This is a genomic window from Streptomyces sp. NPDC025638, from assembly GCF_055558775.1.
Window position 1 is genome coordinate 79,334 of record NZ_JBVHLX010000024.1, and the last position, 19,830, is coordinate 99,163.

Sequence of the window (19,830 nt, forward strand, 5' to 3'; positions counted from 1 at the left end):
TGTGCCTCCGGTCTTCGTGTCGTGCTGTCAGGCGACGCGGTACTGCTCGTCGCGGGCGTCCGTGAGGAACATCTGGCCGGGTGCGTGGGTGAGGGCGAACGGCGGACGCGAGGCCATCACCGCCGCCTGGGGCGTCACCCCGCAGGCCCAGAACACCGGGATGTCGTCCGGCCCGGCAGTCACGGGGTCGCCGAAGTCGGGGCTGCCGAGGTCGTCGATGCCGAGCGCCGAGGGGTCGCCGCAGTGCACGGGGCTGCCGTGCACCGCCGGGAACAGACTGCTCTCCCGGATCGCGGTGGCCAGGTGCTCCGGTGGCACTGGACGCATGGACACCACCATGGGCCCGCTCAGCCGCCCCGCGCGACGGCACTGCCGGCCGGTCACGTACATCGGGACGTTGCGGCCCTGCTCGACATGGCGGATCGGGACGCCCGACCCGGCGAGCGCCCACTCGAAGGTGAAGCTGCAGCCGATCAGGAACGACACCAGGTCGTCGCGCCAGTGGGCCAGCACGTCCGTCGGTTCGTCCACCAGCTCCCCGTCCCGCCACACCCGGTAGCGGGGCAGATCGGTGCGCAGGTCCGCCCCCTCGGCCAGGACCGTGGTCCAGGAACCGGCGTCCGTGACGTCGAGGACCGGACAGGGCTTGGGGTTGCGCTGGCAGAACAGCAGCATGTCGTAGGCCCAGTCGGCGGGCACCGAGATGAGGTTGGCCTGGGTGTGGCCCGCCGCGATCCCGGCCGTGGGTCCCGCCAGGCCCGCCCGGAAGCGGGCCCGCGCGGTTTTCGCGCTCCACGCGTGCGCGTGCTCGTCGACAAGGGTCAGGGGACGGTCCTGCGTACGGTCCACCGCGGTCACGCCAGTTCCTTCCCGCGCGTCTCCGGCAGCCCGAGGAGCGCCAGGGCCGCGATGCCGTATCCGATCGCACCGAAGACCAGCGCGCCGCCCACGCCCCAGCTGTCGGCGAGGAAGCCCACCAGGGTCGGGAAGACGGCGCCCACCGCGCGGCCGGTGTTGTAGGTGAAGCCCTGCCCGGTGCCGCGGACCGCCGTCGGGTACAGCTCGCTCAGGAAGGACCCGAAGCCGCTGAAGATCGCCGACATGCAGAACCCGAGCGGGAAGCCCAGCACGAGCAGCAGGGTGTTGGCGCCCTGGGGGATGTTCGCGTAGGCCAGGATGCACAGGGCCGAGAGCAGCGCGAAGAGCCAGATGTTGCGACGGCGGCCCAGCCGGTCGGTGAGGTATCCGCCGGTCAGATAGCCGAGGAAGGCGCCCGAGATCAGGAAGGTCAGATAGCCGCCGGTGCCGACGACGGACAGGCCGCGCTCCGTCTTGAGATACGTCGGCACCCAGGTCGCCAGGGTGTAGTAGCCGCCCTGGACGCCGGTCGAGAGCAGGCCCGCGAAGACCGTCGTGCGCAGCAGACCCGGGGACTCTGCCGTGCCGGGCCGGAAGATCGCGGTGAACGAGCCTCGCTGTGCGCTCTGTTCGCGGGCGGCCGTCGCCTCCGGGGCGTCGTGCACCCGGCGGCGCAGCCACACCACCAGCAGCGCGGGCAGCGCGCCGGTCCAGAACATGATGCGCCAGGCCAGGTCGTCGCCGGTGAAGGAGAAGACCAGGGTGTAGACGACGGCGGCAAGTCCCCAGCCCACGGCCCACGAACTCTGGATCGCGCCGAGCGTACGGCCCCGGTGCTTCGCGCTCGCGTACTCGGCGACCAGGATCGCGCCGACCGCCCACTCGCCGCCGAAACCGAGCCCCTGGAGGGCGCGGAACACCAGCAGCGTCTCGTAGTCGGGCGCGAAGCCGCACGCCACGGTGAACACCGCGTAGGTGATCACGGTGATCATCAGTGCCCTGACCCGGCCGACCCGGTCCGCGAACACGCCCGCCACGGCGCCGCCGATCGCGGAGACCACCAGGGTGACGGTGGTGAACAGACCGGTCTGGCCGCTGTCCAGACCGAAGTACGCCGCGAGCGCGACCATGCTCAGCGGCAGGGTGAAGTAGTCATAGGAATCCAGGGCATATCCGCCGAAAGCGCCCGCGAAGGCGCGGCGGCCACCGGGGCCGAGGGCGCGCAGCCAGCCCAACGCGCCGTCTTCGGGGCCGCGTTCACCCCTGTCGTGCCGGGTGCCGGAGGACAGGGCCTGGGGTGGAGGGGTCGAGCTCATGAGCACCTCGCAGATGAGGGACGGAGGGTGCGGGAACTGAGCTGTGCCGTGAGTCGAGCGGTGGAGAAGCCGTGCCGTGCGGAGCACCGTAGAGGATCGTTCAACGATCCTTCAATACCCATGTTGTTTCGTTCTTGTGTCTGCGGTTGAATTCCGGGCATGGCAGAGCAGCTGACGGGACTGGCCGACGACCGCGCCCTTCTGGGCCGTACCAGCACCGCCGAGCGGGTCTCGGACATCCTCAGAAGCCGCATCGCGGACGGCTATTTCCCGCCAGGGACCCGGCTGTCGGAGGACAGCATCGGAGGGGCGCTCGGCGTCTCCCGCAACACCCTGCGCGAGGCGTTCCGGCTGCTCACCCACGAGCGCCTGCTCGTCCACGAACTCAACCGGGGCGTCTTCGTCCGGGTCCTGACCGTCGAGGACGTCGAGGACATCTACCGCACCCGCGCCCTCGTCGAGTGCGCCGTAGTACGCGGGCTGGGCGAGCCGCCGTACGTCCTGGACGGGCCGGCCTCGGCGGTGACGGAGGGACAGGTGGCCGCCGTCGAGAATGACTGGAAAGGACTGGGTACGGCCAACATCCACTTCCACCGGGAACTGGTCGCCCTGGCCGGCAGCGAACGCACCGACGAACTGATGCGCAGCGTCTTCGCCGAGTTGCGGCTGGCCTTCCACGTCGTGGACGATCCGCGCCGGCTGCACGAGCCCTACCTCGCCCGCAACCGCCTGATCCTCCAGGCGCTCCAGGCGGGGGACCGGCGCGAGGCGGAGAAGCTCCTGGAGACCTATCTCGCGGACTCGCTCGAACGGGTCGTCGAGGTGTACCGGAGGCGGGTCGGGGAGGACGTCCGGGGCGACGGCTGACGTCCCGGCCGGGCGACGGCTGAAGGTGCGGCCGGGGAACGGCTGAAGGTACGGCCGGGGTGACGGCCGAGGACCCGGCCCGGGTGAGCGCCGAGGTCGTCTCGCGCTGCTGTGACGGCCGTCGCTTCTGCGCCGTTTGGGTCGTTGTCAGACCGAGGACCTAGTCTGTGCACCGTGACTTCGCCTGCATCGACGGACAGCGTTCCGCCCCAGTTCAGCGCGGGGCCGCGCCCGGCTCCGGGCCCGGCCGCCGACGAGGGACTGGCGCGGCGGCTGCGCGCGCTCGCCTGCACGGCGCCGCTGCACGACCTCGACGCACGCAAGGCGAACCTGGCGGGCGAGTACTCGGTGTACGGCATGGCGGAGGTGGCCCTGGCCGCCATCGACCTCGTCACGCTCAACATGGACTTCGACACGGGCGCCGACCACGAGCAGATAGTGGCCAGGCTCATCCCGCGCATCGCCGCCCAGGCCCCGCGGCGGCCCGTCGTCGAGCACGAGCGAGTGGCCCGCTGGGTCCTGGAGAACCTGATCAACGTCGGCAGCGTCGACCGCGGCTTCCGAGCCGTGTACGGCACGTTCGCGCCGGACGGGACCTATGTCCGCCGTGACTACGACTTCAAGCTGATCGAGGAGGTCCCCGGCCCCGGCGGCACCGTCTATCTGCGGACGACGGACGAAGCGGTCAACGTCCTGGTCGGCGCGCTCGACACCGACGTCACCAGCGCCCAGATCGCCGCCGAGGTCAAGCTGGAGGTCCTGATCAACCGCGGCCGTCTCGCCGACGCCCAGCTCGCCGCGGAGCAGGCCAGGTACCGGACCGTGCAGTACTCGGAGACCCTGCGCCGGGCCCTGGAGGCGACCCGGCGCAACGTCCGGGCCGTGGACTGGCTCAACGCCGTTCCGGACATGATCGCCGAGGCCCTGGACCACGTCGCCGACCGCTATCGCCACGAGAACGCCATCCTCACCAACATCCGCAAGGCCCGCGACGAGACCGAGGACCCCGAGCACAAGCGCCGCGCCGCCGAACTGGTCGACATCGTCAAGGACTGCATCCGGCGGCACACACAGCTGCAGGCCCGGCTGCTGGAGGCGGGCCCCCTGTTCCGCGCCGAGCAGGACCGGCAGGCCTTCGCCACCCCCATGACGACCTCGGGGATAGACCTCTACGGCCACCTCGTCGCGCCGGTGCTGCCCCTGCCCCTGGAGCAGGCGATCCGGGTCACGGACGCCTTCTTCGCGCGCGGAACCGGGCTGCGCACGCCCGCTTCGGTACGGGTCGCGGACCTCGTCGACCTGCTCCTGACACCGCCGGTGGAACGGGAGCACCTGGGCGCGGAGATGCCCGAGCCCGACCTCATCGCCACGCCGGACGACAGCCGGTTCAGCGACGATCAGCTGGCGGCCGCGAAGGAACTGCTGGATCTGCCCGCGGACGCGCCGAGAAGACTGTCCGGACTGCTCGCCGAGGCGCGCCGGCAAGACCCCGACCTCCCTTACCTGGTGGCGCTGCTCGCGGTGCACGCGGCCAGCCCGGCGGTCGGCACGGCATACCGGCAGGGCGAGGAGAAGCTGCTGTTCGCCGTGGACGACGGCACCGAGCTGGACGATCCCGAGTTCGGCGGCGCCGACCTCATCGTCGGCACCGCCCTGCTGGACGCCGCGGGGATGGCGGCGGACCGGACGGAGGCGGCGTGAACGGAGCCGGCCGACGTACGTACGAGTGTGAGAGCAACAAGGAGCTGGAGCCGTGACCGAGCACGTCGACTGGAGCGAGCCCGAGCCTGCCGCCGCGCCGGCCGGCGCCGCCGTCACGCCCGCCGATGCCGCCGACGCGGCGCGGCTCGTCGCCTTCGGACTCCAGCCCAAGCTGCAGCCCGCGCGCGACCAGGAGTACACCGAACTGCTGCGCCGGTACCGCGAGGACCCGCCCTTCGCGCGGCTCGCGGACGCCGTTGCCGCCGGGCTCGGACTCATCGTGCTGGAAGTGTCCCCGCGCGCGGGGATGGCCGTGACGGCCGCCGAGGACTCGGTGTTCGCCGTCCGCATGGGCGACTACGCGCGTCGCGCGTCCACCGACGCCGGGGACCGGTTCCTGCACGGACTCGCCCATCTCGCCGTCGCCGCCCTGGCGTTCCCGCGGCCCGAGGACCTCGCCGACGACGGGTACATCGGCCGGATCACTGTCAACGGCGTCGACGCCTTCGTCCGGCAGGCCTGCCGGCGCCTGGAGGAGCGGGCCGACGAGCGGGGCGAGAACACCGACCCGGCCACCGACGCGCCCGGTCTGGAGACCGCCTGGCGGATCTGGGCCAGACGCAGCGCGGCCGGCGCCACCAAGGACGCGCGCCGGCTGGCCGGTTCGACGACCGGCATCGTCGGCAAGGCGGCCGCGTTCCTCACCGACTCAGGGTTCCTGCAGCGCACGGGCGACGACAACGGCGGCACCTACCGCACGACGGCCCGCTACCAGCTCCAGGTGCGCGACATGGCAGGCAGCGCCGCGCTGGCCGAACTCCTCGACCTGGGCGTCGTCCCGGTCACCGACGGCACCGCGAGCCTGCTGCCCGCCGAGAACACCGAGGATCTGGAGCTCGTCGCCGAGGCCGGGCTGCCGTTCCACTCCTGAGGCTCGCGCAGCACCCGAAGCCGCCAAAGCCTCCGAACCCACCGTTCCTTCCGAAGAATGACGACGAGAGTCCGCCATGTACGAGCTGTCCCGGGTCCGCCTCTACTCCATCGGGCCCGCCGGTGCGCGCTACGCCGACACCGTGCTTGACCTGCGGGGCGTGGGCGAGCCGGTGCCCGACCCTGCCCCGACGCAGGCGGAGTTCTTCGAGGAGGAGCCCGTCGGCCCACCGCGCCGGCCAGCTCCGGCCGGCGTGCTCTTCCTGGAGAACGGCGGCGGCAAGTCGGTCCTGCTCAAGCTGATCTTCTCGGTGATGCTGCCCGGTCACCGCAACACCCTCGGCGGCGCCAGCTCCGGCGTGCTGCGCAAGTTCCTGCTCGCCGACGACTGCGGACACGTGGCACTGGAGTGGCAGCACACCCTCACCGGCGAGTGCGTGGTCGTCGGCAAGGTCAGCGAATGGCGCGGCCGGCAGGTCTCCAACGACCCCCGGAAGTTCGCCGAGGCCTGGTACTCCTTCCGGCCCGGCCCCGGACTGAGCCTCGACAACCTCCCCGTCGCCGAGTCCACGGTCGTACGCCCGCCCGTCGAGGGCGCCTCCGGCGCGCAGGGCCGCCGCCGCACGATGAAGGGTTTCCGCGACGCCATCACCGAGGCCGGGAAGGCATACCCGCACCTGGAGGTGCACTGGGAGGAGATCCACGACCGCTGGATCGAGCACCTCGGTGACCTCGGCCTCGACCCCGAACTCTTCCGCTACCAGCGGGAGATGAACGCCGACGAGGGCGAGGCGGCCGGTCTCTTCGCGGTGAAGAAGGACTCCGACTTCACCGACCTGCTGCTGCGCGCGGTCACCGACACCCGTGACACCGACGGGCTCGCCGACCTGGTCGGCGGCTTCGGCAACAAACTGGGCCGACGGGCCGAGCTGATCGCCGAGCGGGACTTCACCGCCGGGTCGGTCGATCTCCTCGGCCGGATCGTCGAGGCCGCGGAGGCCCGCTCTCGCGCGCGTGACATCCACGCGGGAGCCGAGCGCCGTACGCGCACGCTCGCGCGGCGGCTGTCCGCGCGGGGCGTACGGGAGCGGGTGCGCGCCGCCGACCTGGCCCAGCGGGTCACGGCCGCCGCGTACGCCGTCACGCACTCCGAAGGCGCGCGGGAGCGCAGTGCGCTGATCGCCGCCGAACTCGCCTACCGGCACGCCTCGTTGGCGCTGGCCGCCGGGGAGAAGGCCACCACCGCGCAGAAGCGCGAGCTCGCCGACGCGCGCACGCTGCACTCCGCGTGGCAGGCCGCCGAGGCCGTGCTGCGCCACCGTGCCGCCGCCGACCGCGTCGCCCGCGTGGCCGCCGCCATCCAGGAGGCCGAACGGGACGCGGCGCCCGCGCTCGCCGCCCGGGCCAAGGCCGCCGTCGATCTCGTACGGGCCCTGCACGCGGCCGCGGAAAGCGCCGAGACCCTCGCCAACGAGGGGGAGGAGCGTTCCGCCGCCCTCCAGGAGGTCGGCGAGTCCGCGTACCGCGACTCGACCGCCGCCGCCACGGAGGCACAGCGCGCCCGCAGCGAGGCCGGACATCTGCGCCAGCGCCTGACCGAGGTCGGGCAGGAGACCGCCGAGGCGGTGCGGGCGGGCTGGCTCGACGACAGCGCGCCCGACGCCGACCCGGCCCGCGCCGCCCTCGCGGCCAGCGACGCCGAGAAGACGGCCGTCGCCGCCTGGGACACGGCTCGCGAGGCCGCCCGGAAGGCGACGGAGCACGCGCGCGAAGCGGCTTCCGCGGAGGCCCGCGCGGAGCTGACGGCGGCCCGGGCCGCGGACGCGGCGACGGCGGCGGAGCGGACGTACGAGGCGGAGCGCCGCCTCGCCGAGGCACTGGCGGAGGAGGAGCGGCTGGGCGAGCTCCTGAGTCTGCCGGGAGCCTTTGGAGCCGCGCGCGCCGGGGTGCCCGGCCCCCGGGCCGGAGCCGACGCCGGCACGGCGCGGGGCGGGGGCGCGACGACCGGCTCGTCCCCCGAGGCCGACGGCTCCCGCGCCACCCACGACCTCGCCGAAGGCCCCATGGCCCCGGAGGACCTGGACCGCTTCGCGGACGAACTGCGCGTACTCCTCGACGACACCGTCTCCTCCGCCGAACGCCAGCTCTTCGACCTGCGCACCGCCGCGGCGGACGACGCCCGGATCCTCGGCGCGCTCGGTGACGGCGGACTGCTGCCGCCCGGCCCGGACGTGCTGGCCACCGTCGAGTTCCTGGGCGAGCACGGCATCCCCGCGCTGCCCGGCTGGCGCTATCTCGCCCAGGCCGTCGACCCGGCCGACCACGCGCGCGTGCTCGCCGCCCGTCCGGAGCTGGTCGACGGCGTGATCATCACCGACCCGGACACGCACGCGCGTGCCCGTGAGGCGCTCGGCGAGGCGGCGCTGCTGCCGCGCTCCGCCGTGGCCGTGGGCACGGCGGCCGCCCTGCTGGCTCCCACCCCGGCCGCCGACTCGACCGCCGGCGACGTGTTCCTCGTACCGCCGAACCCGGCCATGCACGACGAGCACGCCGCCGACGAGGAGCGGCAGGCGCTGCGCGCGCGGGCGACCGAGCGGGACGAGGAGATCCGGACGCTGGCCGCCCGGCTCGGCAAGGACCGGGAGCTGGCGGCCCGTCTGGCCGCGTGGCGTACGGGCTGTCCGGCCGGGCGGCTCGTGGAGCTGGCGGAGGCCGCGCGCACCTCGCGCGCGTTCGCCGAGGAGTCCGAGGCCGAACTGACCGAGGCGCGGACCGTACGGGCCGAGGCCGACGAGGCCGCCGCCGAGGCGGCGCACGCGCGCGACGAGCGGCAGGAGGCCGCCCAGAAGGCCCGGCGGGCCGCCGACGCCCTCGCCGGACTCGCCTTCCGGCTCCGCGAGCGCTCCGGCTGGCAGGTCCGACTGCGCGAACTCGCCGACGAGGCCACCGAGTCCGAGGCCCGCGCCCAGATCTGCCTGGAGCGGGCCCGCGCCGCCGACGAGGACCGACGTGCCGCTCAGCGAGCCGCCGACGACGCCCGGCGCACCGCCCGTGCGCTGCGCGCCGAGCGCTCCGAGATCGCCGGCGCCCCCGACGACGTTCCCCAGGACGACTCGGAGGGCCCCAAGACCCCCCTGCCCGCGCTCCGTGAGGCCTACCGGGCCGCCTCCCAGGTGTACGAGAAGGTCGGCGTCGGTGCCGACCTGCGCGCCGAACAGGCCCGCGCCGAGAGTGACGAGAGTGCGGCCCACGCCGAACTGGACCGGCTCAGCAACAAGGTGCGGACCCGCGCCGGGCAGCTGCTTCAGTCGCCCGACGGATCCGACGGCCCGTCCCGGCAGGCCGCCGCCGCGCGCGCGGAGGAGCTGGTGCAGCTCCTGGAGACCCGTATGTCGACCGCGAGCGAGCAGCTCGGACGGCTGCGCGGCGAGGCCGAGCGGCATGCCCCGGAGGACGGTGAGGCGCACACCGAGCTGCCCGAGGAACTGCTCCCGCGCGACGCCGAGCACGCACAGGCGCTGTTGCGCACCGCCACCGCCGAACTCACCTCCCGCACCGAGGCGTTGGCCCAGGCACGCGAGGCGCACGCCGAACTGCTTCAGGCACACCGGGCCGCCGAGGACGCGGCAGGCGGCTTCGACGAGATCGCCGCGATGCTCCGCGACCTGCTGCGCGAGCACACCGTGGAGGAGGAGCAGGAAGAACCGGAGCCGTACCCCGGCAGCCTGGAGGAGGCCCGCCGGTCGGCCGCCGAGGCCCGCCGCTCGCTGCGCGGCTGCGCCGCCGACCTGTCCGCCGCCGAGTCCTCCGTGCGCGAGGCGAGCGACGTCCTGGTCCGGCACGCCAACTCCACCCGCTACGAGCAGGTCCGCACCCCCGCCCGTCAGCAGATCCGCGAGCTGCCGGCCTCCGCGCTGCCCGAGCACGCCCAGAAGTGGGCGGCCGCCTTCGCGCCCCGGCTCCGCGTCCTCACGGACGAACTGGCGCAGCTGGAGCGCAACAGGGACTCGATCGTGGACCGGCTGCGGGGGCTCGTCGAGTCGGCCCTCGCCACCCTGCGGTCCGCGCAGCGGCTGTCCCGGCTGCCCGAGGGGCTGGGCGAGTGGTCCGGCCAGGAGTTCCTACGCATCCGCTTCGAGGAGCCCGACCAGGCGACGCTGGCCGAGCGGCTGGGCGAGGTCATCGACGAGGCCACGCGCGCGGCGGTGAAGAAGAACTCCGACCTGCGGCGCGACGGCATGTCCCTGCTGCTGCGCGGTGTCGCCGCGGCACTCCAGCCCAAGGGGATCGCGGTCGAGATCCTCAAGCCCGACGCCGTGCTGCGCGCCGAGCGCGTCCCCGTCGGCCAGATGGGCGACGTGTTCTCCGGCGGCCAGCTGCTCACCGCCGCCATCGCCCTGTACTGCACGATGGCCGCGCTCAGGAGCAACGACCGGGGCCGGGACAAGCACCGTCACGCCGGCACGCTGTTCCTGGACAACCCCATCGGACGCGCCAACGCCACCTATCTGCTGGAGCTCCAGCGAGCCGTGTCGGATGCACTCGGTGTCCAGCTCCTCTACACCACAGGCCTGTTCGACACGACCGCACTGGCCGAGTTCCCGCTGGTCATCCGACTGCGCAACGACGCCGACCTGCGCGCCGGTCTCAAATACATCAGCGTGGAGGAACACCTCCGCCCGGGACTGCCGCAGCCGCCCCGGGCGGAGGAGGCGGTGCACAGCGAGATCACGGCGACACGCATGTTCAAACGCCCGGCGTCTGCAACCCCCTGAGCGTTGAACTCCCTTTACTCTCAGGTAAGTTCAGATTCGGCCAGTTGTCCGAAGAGAGGAACGTCGCCTTGCGCACGCCCAACCGTCGTCTGACGACCCTCCTCGGTATAGCCGCGGCCTCCGCGTCGGTGCTCGTCCTGGGTACCGCCCCGGCACAGGCCGCCGGCAGCGTCTTCGAGGCCTACAACTCCCTCACCTCTCCGAGTGCGAAGACCGAGTTCGCCCAGGACGGCGAGATCCTCACCGCCCTCGACATGGAGAAGGACGGCCACGGCACCGCCGCCCAGTGGCGCTACAACTCGAGCTCGCCCACCCACTCGTACTACAACGGCAACGGCTATGCCGTCCCCAAGAACTGGGACCTGTCCTTCGCGGAGGGCACCACCCTGCAGATCCGCGCCTGCCTGCAGGACACGTCCAGCGGCACGCCGTACAGCTGCGGCGGCTGGGAGTACGCCAAGGCCTGAGCGTCCGAGGACGGCGAAGGGGGCGGGTCCTCGGGCTCGCCCCCTTCGCGTCGACCTCGGCTGCTCCCTCAGGGGTGCGACAGCTGTCCGGTGCCGCCCCGGCGCCTTATCCGTTCCCGCTCCCGCTCGTCGGCCCGTGCCTGCCGCCGGGCGGCGCGCCGCTCACGCCGCAGCGAGCGTGCCGTGCTGCTCGGCTCCGACACCACGCCGTTGCGCTGGTTCCACACCTGGCGGGTCACCCAGATGTCGACCACGCCCCAGGTGGCGACCACGGTGCTGGCCACACTGCTGATCACCATCGGGAACGCCAGCCAGGACCCGGCCATCGTGCACAGGAACGCCACCATGGCCTGAATCAGTGTCACGGCGCTGATGAGCACCGCGCGCACGGCCGACGTCCGCACCGGATCGGGCATCCGGCGCCGCCGCGCCGGCTCCTCTACCCACAACGGCCGATAACGCGGCTGTGGCTGCGCCTCGGCAAACTCCGCGGCACGCCGCTGCGACGGAATGTCGCGATCCGGTGCCTTCGGCCCCCGCCGCGCCGTCGAGCGCGCCTTCACACCGTCCTCGGGCGCCTCGCGCCGCTCCGCCGTGCCCATCAACGTGTCACTCCCCACCGCCGGCAGACCGCTCGCTCCGGTGTTCCAAAACACCGGCTCCCCAGTGGCTGCCCGGCTTGCGCTGTTTTACGCGGCCGAGTTGCGTGATGCGGCTCATGTGGCCGATTCCGCACCCATCTCCCGTAGATATGGACGCACGACATGCCGAGAAGATTCCCAACTGGGGAAAAATTCCGGCCAACCGGGCCGCCGGTTCTGCCTGGTTCGCTGCTGACGCAACGGACGGATTCGGGGTGGCAATCTCCCGCAATGCCCGGACAACTCGCCATGTCCCGTCGGCAATGCGGAGGATCAGCTTCCGGACACGTCTTCGAGTTGGCAGCGTGACGGTAGTAGGCTCGCGCCGTTTGTTGACGCACATGTGTACCCCCACACCGGAGGGGGGCGAGCTGGGGGAGGACATGCGCTTTCGCGGGAAGTCGATCCGCCGGAAGATCGTGGCGCTGCTTCTCGTGCCGCTGGTGTCCCTGACCGCCATCTGGGGCTTCGCGACGGTACTCACGGGACGGGAAGCCACTCAGCTGTTCCGCGTCTCCGACATCATGGAACGCATCGGCTATCCCACCGAGGACACCGCCCGTGTCCTGCAGCAGGAACGCCGCCAGACCCTGGTCTACCTCGCCGACCCCCGGGCCTCCGACGCCCTCCTGGCCCTGCGCCGCACCCGGACGGCCACCGACAAGGCCATCGCCAAGATCCGGAAGAACGCCAAGGACTCCGACGTCCGCGGAGCCATGGACGGCGACGACAGCGATCGCGTCACCGTCGTCCTCGACGCCTTCGACAGCATCGACTCCCTCAGGCGCGGCGTCGAGGAGGGCACGGTCACCCGCGCCCAGGCCCTCGACCGCTACAACCGGATCGTCGATCCCTGCTTCTCCCTCCTGGCGAACCTCGACGGCATCGACGACGTCGAGATGGACAAGGAGGCCCGCGCCCTCGTCAACATCACCCGCGCCCGCGAACTCCTCTCCCGCGAGGACGCGTTGCTCGGCTCCGCCCTGGTGGTCGGAAAACTCTCCCGCGACGAGACCCGCAGCATCTCCGACCTCGTCGCCCAGCGCACCCTGCTGTACGACATCGGCCTGCCGCTGCTCCCCGCCGCCGAGCGTGACCGCTATGAGCGCTTCTGGAAGAACGCCACGACCGCACCACTGCGCGTGGCCGAGCAGGAGGCCATCGCCACCAAGTCCGGCACACCGCGCGGAGTCAGTGCCCAGACCTGGGACAGCACCGCGGGCAACGTGCTCGACGAACTGCGCACCCTCGACGACCAGGCCGGCGACCGCTACCAGAGCCGCACCCGTCCCGTGGCCGTGGGCGTGATCGTCCAGGCGCTCGTCGCTGGGCTCCTCGGTCTGATCGCCCTCCTGCTCTCCGTCGTCCTGTCCGTCCGCGTCGGCCGCGGTCTCATCAAGGACCTGCGGCAGCTGCGCCTGGAGGCGCACGAGGCGTCCGGTGTCCGGCTGCCCAGCGTGATGCGCCGGCTGTCCGCGGGCGAACTGGTCGACGTCGAGACCGAGGTACCCCGCCTGGAGTACGACAAGAACGAGATCGGCGAGGTCGGCCAGGCCCTCAACACCCTCCAGCGCGCCGCCGTGGAAGCCGCCGTCAAACAGGCCGAACTGCGCTCCGGCGTCTCCGAGGTCTTCGTCAACCTCGCCCGTCGCAGCCAGGTGCTGCTGCACAAGCAGCTCACCCTGCTCGACACGATGGAGCGCAGGACCGAGGACACCGACGAACTCGCCGACCTCTTCCGCCTCGACCACCTCACCACCCGTATGCGCCGGCACGCCGAAGGCCTGGTGATCCTCTCCGGCGCCGCCCCGTCGCGGCAGTGGCGCAAGCCCGTACAGCTGATGGACGTCGTCCGCGCCGCCGTCGCCGAGGTCGAGGACTACGAGCGCATCGAGGTCCGCCGGCTGCCGAGGATCGCCGTCACCGGCCCGGCCGTCGCCGACATCACCCACCTGGTGGCCGAACTCCTGGAGAACGCGACGGTGTTCTCCCCGCCGCACACCGCTGTCCAGGTACTGGGCGAGCGGGTCGCCAACGGCTTCACCCTCGAAATCCACGATCGGGGCCTCGGCATGGCCGCCGAAGCGCTGCTGGACGCCAACCTCCGGCTCGCCGAGACACCCGAGTTCGAACTCTCCGACACCGACCGGCTCGGACTCTTCGTGGTCAGCCGCCTCGCCCAGCGCCAGAACGTCCGCGTCTCGCTGCAGCCGTCTCCCTACGGGGGCACCACGGCGGTCGTCTTCATCCCCGACGTGCTGCTCACCGACGACGTTCCCGACACCAACGGAATCGGCTTCCGCCTCGACCGGGACCGGCCCTCGAAGGAGGCCGAACTGGAGCAGAGCCGCGTCGGCGCACTGGCCCAGATACCCGTCCAGCTGCCCGGCGTGCCGTCCTCGCTCCTGGACGGGCCGGTGGAGCTGGAGGCGCCCGTCGACCTGGATGCCCTCGACGACTTCCCGGGCGCCCTCGGCGACGAGGACAGCGAACGCGGCGGGATCTTCCGGCCCCGTCGCTCCGTCGCCCGCACGGACGACGACGCCCCGGCCCGGCTGGGTGAGCGCCATCAGCGGCCCTCCGATGTCACGGACCGGTTCGCGGCCGACGACAGCCCGAGCGGTCCCGTGCCGCTGCCCCGGCGCCGGACGCCCAAGCTGGTGAGTTCGCACGGCAAGCCCGTCACCGACCAGGGCTCCCGCCGCGAAGAAGCGGCCGGGGAGGCCCCGACGGGCCCGCGCCGCTCCGAGCCGGACGGCCTGGCACCGCTGCCGTCCCGCCGCCGCGGCGAGGCATCCCCGCGCCCCGCAGCCGGACTCACCGACCGCGTGGGATCCCCGGCCGTCGGCCACGGCGAACCGTCCGAGCCTCCCGCGCTGCCCCGCAGGGCCCGGCCTCCCGCGATCGCCCCCGGCGGCCCGGGCGACACCACTGCCCCCACGGGCAGCACACGCCAGGGCACCGAACCCGGCACGGGAGCACTGCCCAAGCGCGTACGGCAGGCCAACCTGGCCCCGCAGCTGCGACGCGAGCCCGAACAGCGGGCCGGCCGGGAGACCGACCCTGCCGAGCGCGACGCCGACGAGGTCCGCAGCCGCATGGCCTCGCTCCAGCGCGGCTGGCAGCGCGGCCGCAAGGAGAACGCCGCGGGCGACGGGGCCCGGAACGGCACAGCACCAGGAACCACTAAGGGGGACGGTCGATGACCGCACCGAAGGCGACCGACCACAGCGCGACGCACCGGATTGAGCTCAACTGGCTCCTCGACGAGCTTGTCGACCGGGTCGCCAGCATCCGCAAGGCCGTCGTGCTCTCCGGCGACGGCCTGGCCACGGGCGTGTCCAAGGACCTGACGAGGGAGGACAGCGAGCACTTGGCCGCCGTCGCCTCGGGATTCCACAGTCTCGCCAAGGGCGTGGGCCGCCACTTCGAGGCGGGCAACGTGCGGCAGACGGTCGTCGAGCTCGACGAGGCCTTCCTGTTCGTGACGGCCGCCGGCGACGGCAGTTGCCTCGCCGTCCTTTCGGACGCGGAGTCCGACGTCGGCCAGGTCGCCTACGAGATGACACTGCTGGTCAAGCGGGTCGGTGTGCATCTGGGCACCGCTCCGCGCACCGATCTGCCCGCCGGTGGGTAGTGGGATGACATGAGCGGAGAGGGTCAGGGAAGAAGCCACTGGTTCGACGACGAGGCCGGACCGGTCGTCCGGCCGTACGCCATGACGCGCGGCCGCACCACCAGTGCGGCCCAGCACCGCCTCGATCTGATCGCGGTGGTCGTCACCGAACCCCATGCGGACGACCCGGAAGCGGACCGGACACTGTCTCCGGAACACGTGGACATCGTCGAGCTCTGCCGCAACGCCCCGCAGTCGGTCGCCGAGCTCTCCGCCGAACTCGATCTGCCGGTCGGAGTGGTGCGGGTGCTCGTCGGAGACCTCGTGCACGGGGAACTCGTCCATGTGACGCGACCCGTACCGCCGGCCGAGCTGCCGGACGAGAGTATTCTGCGCGACGTGATCAACGGCCTCCGGGCGCTGTAGCGGGCGCGGAAGCGGAGTAGTGACGTGACAGGCTGGCAGTTCTGGGTCGACCGAGGCGGCACCTTCACCGACATCGTCGCGCGCCGCCCGGACGGCCGGCTGCTCACCAGCAAACTGCTGTCCGACGACCCGGCCCGGTACGCCGACGCGGCCGTCGCCGGAGTGCGCGCGCTGCTCGACGGCTCCCACGAGCCCGTCGAGGCCGTCCGCATGGGTACGACGGTGGCCACCAACGCCCTGCTGGAGCGCAAGGGCGAGCGCACCCTCCTCGTCATCACCCGCGGCTTCCGCGACGCCCTGCGCATCGCCTACCAGAACCGCCCCCGCATCTTCGCCCGCCGCATCGAACTGCCGGAGCTGCTCTACGAGCGGGTCGTCGAGGTCGACGAGCGGATCGCCGCCGACGGCACCGTCCTGCGCGCACCCGACCTGGACGCTCTCGCGGGCCCGCTGCGGCAGGCGTACGACGACGGAATCCACGCCGTCGCGATCGTCTGCATGCACAGCCATCTGCACCCCGGCCACGAACGGGCGATCGGCGAACTCGCTGCCCGTACCGGCTTCCCGCAGATCTCGCTGTCCAGCGAGGTCAGCCCGCTGATGAAACTCGTCCCGCGCGGGGACACCGCCGTCGTCGACGCCTACCTGTCGCCCGTACTGCGCCGGTACGTCCAGCACGTCGCCGATGAACTCCAGGGCGTGCGGCTGATGTTCATGCAGTCCAACGGCGGGCTCGCGGAAGCCGGACAGTTCCGCGGCAAGGACGCCATCCTGTCCGGGCCGGCCGGTGGCATCGTCGGCATGGCCCGCATGTCGCAGCTCGCCGGATTCGACCGCGTCATCGGCTTCGACATGGGCGGCACCTCCACCGACGTCTCGCACTTCGCGGGAGAGTACGAACGCGTCTTCACCACGCAGATCGCCGGCGTCCGGCTGCGTGCCCCCATGCTGGACATCCACACCGTGGCCGCCGGAGGCGGATCCGTCCTGCACTTCGACGGATCCCGCTACCGCGTGGGCCCGGACTCGGCGGGCGCGGACCCGGGCCCCGCCTGCTACCGCGGCGGCGGCCCGCTCGCCGTCACCGACGCCAACGTCATGCTCGGCCGCATCCAGCCCGCCCACTTTCCCCAGGTGTTCGGCCCCGACGGCGACCAGCCGCTGGACGACGCGCTTGTCCGCGACCGCTTCACCGCCCTCGCGAACGAGATCCGCGAGCGGACCGGGGACGACCGCACCCCGGAGCAGGTCGCCGAGGGCTACCTGCAGATCGCCGTCGCGAACATCGCCAATGCCGTGAAGCGGATCTCCGTCCAGAAGGGCCACGACGTCACCCGCTACGCCCTCACCACCTTCGGTGGCGCGGGCGGTCAGCACGCGTGCATGGTCGCCGACTCCCTCGGCATCCGCACCGTCCTCGTGCCTCCCATGGCCGGTGTCCTCTCCGCGCTCGGCATCGGCCTCGCCGACACCACGGCCATGCGCGAGCAGTCCGTCGAGGCCTCCCTGGAGGCGGCCGCCATGCCGGGCGTCCGCAAGACGGCCGACGACCTGGAGGCCGCGGCCCGCGCCGAACTCCTCGCTGAGGACATCCCCGAGGACCGCATCAGGATCACCCGTCGTGCCCAGCTCCGCTACGACGGCACGGACACCACCCTCACCGTCGAGCTGACCGAGCCCGACACCATGAGCCGCGCCTTCGAAGAACGTCATCGCGCCACGTACTCCTTCACGCTCGACCGCCCGATCGTCGTCGAAGCCCTCTCCGTGGAAGCCACCGGCATTACCGAACCCCCCGATCTGTCCGCCCTCGCCACCTACGAAGGCCGCACCGCCCCGTCCGAGACCGTCCGGCTCCACACCGGTGGCGCCTGGCGCGACGTCCCCCTCCACCGCCGCGAGGACCTGCCCCCCGGCGAAACCGTCACCGGCCCCGCGATCATCACCGAGGCCGGCGCCACGACCGTCGTCGACGACGGCTGGCGGGCCGTGACGACCGACGACGGGCATCTGGTCATGGAACGCGCGGCGATTACGCAGAGTTCCGATCTCGACACAAAAGCCGATCCCGTTCTCCTTGAGGTCTTCAACAACCTGTTCATGTCCATCGCCGAACAGATGGGCGCCCGGCTGGAGTCCACGGCCCAGTCCGTCAACATCAAGGAACGCCTGGACTTCTCCTGCGCCCTGTTCGACCCGGACGGAAACCTGGTGGCCAACGCGCCCCACATCCCCGTCCACCTGGGCTCGATGGGCACCAGCGTCAAGGAGGTCATCCGGCGCCGCGGCGACTCGATGCGGCCGGGCGACACCTACGCCGTGAACGACCCCTACCACGGCGGCACCCACCTGCCCGACGTCACCGTCATCACGCCGGTGTTCGACACCGAGGGTGACCGGATCCTCTTCCACGTCGCCTCCCGCGGCCACCACGCCGAGATCGGCGGCATCGCCCCTGGCTCCATGCCCGCGAACAGCCGCACCCTCGATGAGGAGGGCATCCTCTTCGACAACTGGCTGCTCGCCGAGAACGGCCGCTTCCGCGAGGCCGAGACCCTCCGCCTGCTGACCGAGGCGCCGTACCCCTCCCGCAACCCGAAGACCAACCTCGCCGACCTGCGCGCCCAGATCGCCGCCAACCGCAAGGGCGTCGACGAGGTCGCCCGCATGATCGAGGACTTCGGCCTCGACGTCGTCCAGGCCTATATGCGACACGTCCAGGACAACGCGGAGGAAGCGGTGCGCCGCGTCATCGACGCCCTGGACGACGGCGAGTACGCCTACGAGACCGACTCCGGCGCCGTCATCCGGGTACGCGTGCGCGTGGACCGCGCCAACCGCCGCGCCACGATCGACTTCACGGGTACGGCCGCGCAGCTCGGCACCAACTTCAACGCCCCCTTCTCGGTCGTCAACGCAGCCGTCCTGTACGTCTTCCGCACACTCGTCGCCGACGACATCCCGCTCAACGACGGCTGCCTGCGCCCCCTGGACATCGTCGTGCCGCCCGGCTCGATGCTCGCGCCCGAGCCGCCCGCCGCCGTCGTCGCGGGCAACGTCGAGACCTCGCAGGCCATCACCGGCGCGCTCTACGCGGCGCTCGGCGTCCAGGCCGAGGGGTCCGGGACCATGAACAACGTCACCTTCGGCAACGAACGCCACCAGTACTACGAGACAGTCGCCTCCGGATCCGGCGCGGGAGACGGCTTCGCCGGCGCGAGCGTCGTCCAGACCCATATGACCAACTCGCGGCTGACCGACCCGGAAGTCCTGGAGTGGCGGCTGCCCGTGCAACTCGACGAGTTCGCGGTCCGGCGGGGGAGCGGCGGCGCGGGACGGTGGGCCGGCGGGGACGGCGCGGTGCGCCGCATCCGGTTCCACGAGCCCATGACCGTCTCCACGCTGTCCCAGCACCGTCGGGTCCCGCCGTACGGCATGGCGGGCGGCGACCCCGGCGGCCTCGGTGCCAACCGGGTGGAGCGGGCCGACGGCACGGTGACCGAACTCGGCGGAAGCGACTCGGCCGACGTCGGCCCGGACGACGTACTCGTCATCGAAACCCCGGGCGGCGGGGGCTACGGCCGGCCGTCACCCGACCCCCATCAAGCAGGAGAAGAGATCGATGATCTTCGGGCGTTCTGAGCGTGGCAAGCCCCCGGTCGAGCCCGTCACGCTCAAGATCCTGGTGGCCGGCGGCTTCGGCGTGGGCAAGACCACCCTCGTGGGCGCGGTCAGCGAGATCAGGCCGCTGCGCACCGAGGAACGGCTCACCGAGGCCGGGCGCCCGGTCGACGACACCAGCGGTGTCGAGGGCAAGCACACCACGACCGTGGCCATGGACTTCGGCCGCATCACCCTGCGCGAGGACCTGGTGCTGTACCTCTTCGGCACGCCCGGGCAGGAGCGGTTCTGGTTCATGTGGGACGAACTGTCCGAGGGCGCGCTGGGTGCTGTCGTACTCGCCGACACCCGGCGCCTGGAGGACTGTTTCGCGGCCGTGGACTACTTCGAGCGGCGCTCCATACCCTTCCTCGTCGGTGTCAACTGCTTCGAGGGAGCCCCCCGTTATCCGGCCGAGGACGTTCGCCAGGCCCTCGACCTCGACGACGACGTGCCCCTGGTGCTGTGCGACGCCCGCGGCCGCGAGTCGGTCAAGGAGGTGCTCATCGGAGTCGTCCAGCACGCGATGGCATACGGGGCGGACCGCCGCCAGACGGTTACCACCTGACGCAC

The 19,830-nt window shown here is 72.1% G+C and carries 13 protein-coding genes; 10 read left to right on the plus strand and 3 right to left on the minus strand.

All coding sequences use genetic code 11. The annotated features are described in order from the left end of the window. Positions 1-27 precede the first annotated feature (27 nt). A complete protein-coding gene (locus ACZ4EG_RS41060) occupies positions 28-849 on the minus strand; it encodes a putative hydro-lyase (RefSeq protein ID WP_467794259.1) in 822 nt (273 codons plus the stop codon). 5 nt (positions 850-854) lie between these two features. Continuing rightward, positions 855-2,174 (minus strand): MFS transporter, encoded by a 1,320-nt coding sequence (locus tag ACZ4EG_RS41065; RefSeq protein ID WP_467794242.1) that lies wholly within the window; start codon positions 2,172-2,174, stop codon positions 855-857. A 159-nt stretch (positions 2,175-2,333) separates the two neighbouring features. Between ACZ4EG_RS41065 and ACZ4EG_RS41070 the strand changes: the two genes are divergently transcribed. The 5 genes from ACZ4EG_RS41070 (at position 2,334) to ACZ4EG_RS41090 (ending at position 10,914) form a co-directional block, all read left to right on the plus strand. Beyond that, positions 2,334-3,041 carry a GntR family transcriptional regulator gene (locus ACZ4EG_RS41070; protein ID WP_263206442.1) on the plus strand — a complete coding sequence of 236 codons (708 nt, stop codon included), beginning with the start codon at positions 2,334-2,336 and terminating at the stop codon, positions 3,039-3,041. 174 nt (positions 3,042-3,215) lie between these two features. Beyond that, complete coding sequence (locus ACZ4EG_RS41075) at positions 3,216-4,742, plus strand: hypothetical protein (RefSeq protein ID WP_467794243.1); 1,527 nt, start codon at positions 3,216-3,218, stop codon at positions 4,740-4,742. Positions 4,743-4,794: 52 nt separating this feature from the next. Further along, positions 4,795-5,673 carry a hypothetical protein gene (locus tag ACZ4EG_RS41080; RefSeq protein ID WP_363296920.1) on the plus strand — a complete coding sequence of 293 codons (879 nt, stop codon included), beginning with the start codon at positions 4,795-4,797 and terminating at the stop codon, positions 5,671-5,673. A 76-nt stretch (positions 5,674-5,749) separates the two neighbouring features. Beyond that, positions 5,750-10,447 (plus strand): hypothetical protein, encoded by a 4,698-nt coding sequence (locus ACZ4EG_RS41085; RefSeq protein ID WP_467794244.1) that lies wholly within the window; start codon positions 5,750-5,752, stop codon positions 10,445-10,447. 68 nt (positions 10,448-10,515) lie between these two features. Further along, the gene (locus ACZ4EG_RS41090; protein WP_467794245.1) at positions 10,516-10,914 is read left to right on the plus strand and encodes a hypothetical protein; all 399 of its coding nucleotides are present in this window, start codon (positions 10,516-10,518) and stop codon (positions 10,912-10,914) included. 68 nt (positions 10,915-10,982) lie between these two features. On the opposite strand, the gene ACZ4EG_RS41095 is transcribed toward ACZ4EG_RS41090, so the two are convergent. Further along, positions 10,983-11,516: a hypothetical protein gene (locus tag ACZ4EG_RS41095; protein ID WP_453557902.1), complete on the minus strand. Its 534-nt coding sequence runs from the start codon at positions 11,514-11,516 to the stop codon at positions 10,983-10,985. A 422-nt stretch (positions 11,517-11,938) separates the two neighbouring features. On the opposite strand from ACZ4EG_RS41095, the gene ACZ4EG_RS41100 reads away from it, so the two are divergent. Genes ACZ4EG_RS41100 through ACZ4EG_RS41120 form a run of 5 tightly spaced genes read left to right on the plus strand, consistent with a single transcriptional unit; the run spans position 11,939 to position 19,825 of the window. Further along, positions 11,939-14,761 (plus strand): sensor histidine kinase, encoded by a 2,823-nt coding sequence (locus ACZ4EG_RS41100; protein ID WP_467794246.1) that lies wholly within the window; start codon positions 11,939-11,941, stop codon positions 14,759-14,761. Continuing rightward, positions 14,758-15,192, plus strand: a complete 435-nt coding sequence (locus tag ACZ4EG_RS41105) for a roadblock/LC7 domain-containing protein (RefSeq protein WP_467794247.1) — start codon at positions 14,758-14,760, stop codon at positions 15,190-15,192. Before ACZ4EG_RS41100 ends, ACZ4EG_RS41105 begins: the two co-directional genes overlap by 4 nt. Before the next feature lie 9 nt (positions 15,193-15,201). After that, positions 15,202-15,597 (plus strand): DUF742 domain-containing protein, encoded by a 396-nt coding sequence (locus ACZ4EG_RS41110; protein WP_363296925.1) that lies wholly within the window; start codon positions 15,202-15,204, stop codon positions 15,595-15,597. A gap of 24 nt (positions 15,598-15,621) precedes the next feature. Next, positions 15,622-19,239 carry a hydantoinase B/oxoprolinase family protein gene (locus ACZ4EG_RS41115; RefSeq protein ID WP_467794248.1) on the plus strand — a complete coding sequence of 1,206 codons (3,618 nt, stop codon included), beginning with the start codon at positions 15,622-15,624 and terminating at the stop codon, positions 19,237-19,239. Then, complete coding sequence (locus tag ACZ4EG_RS41120) at positions 19,220-19,825, plus strand: GTP-binding protein (RefSeq protein ID WP_363296927.1); 606 nt, start codon at positions 19,220-19,222, stop codon at positions 19,823-19,825. The genes ACZ4EG_RS41115 and ACZ4EG_RS41120 overlap by 20 nt, the downstream gene beginning before the upstream one ends. Positions 19,826-19,830 lie beyond the last annotated feature (5 nt).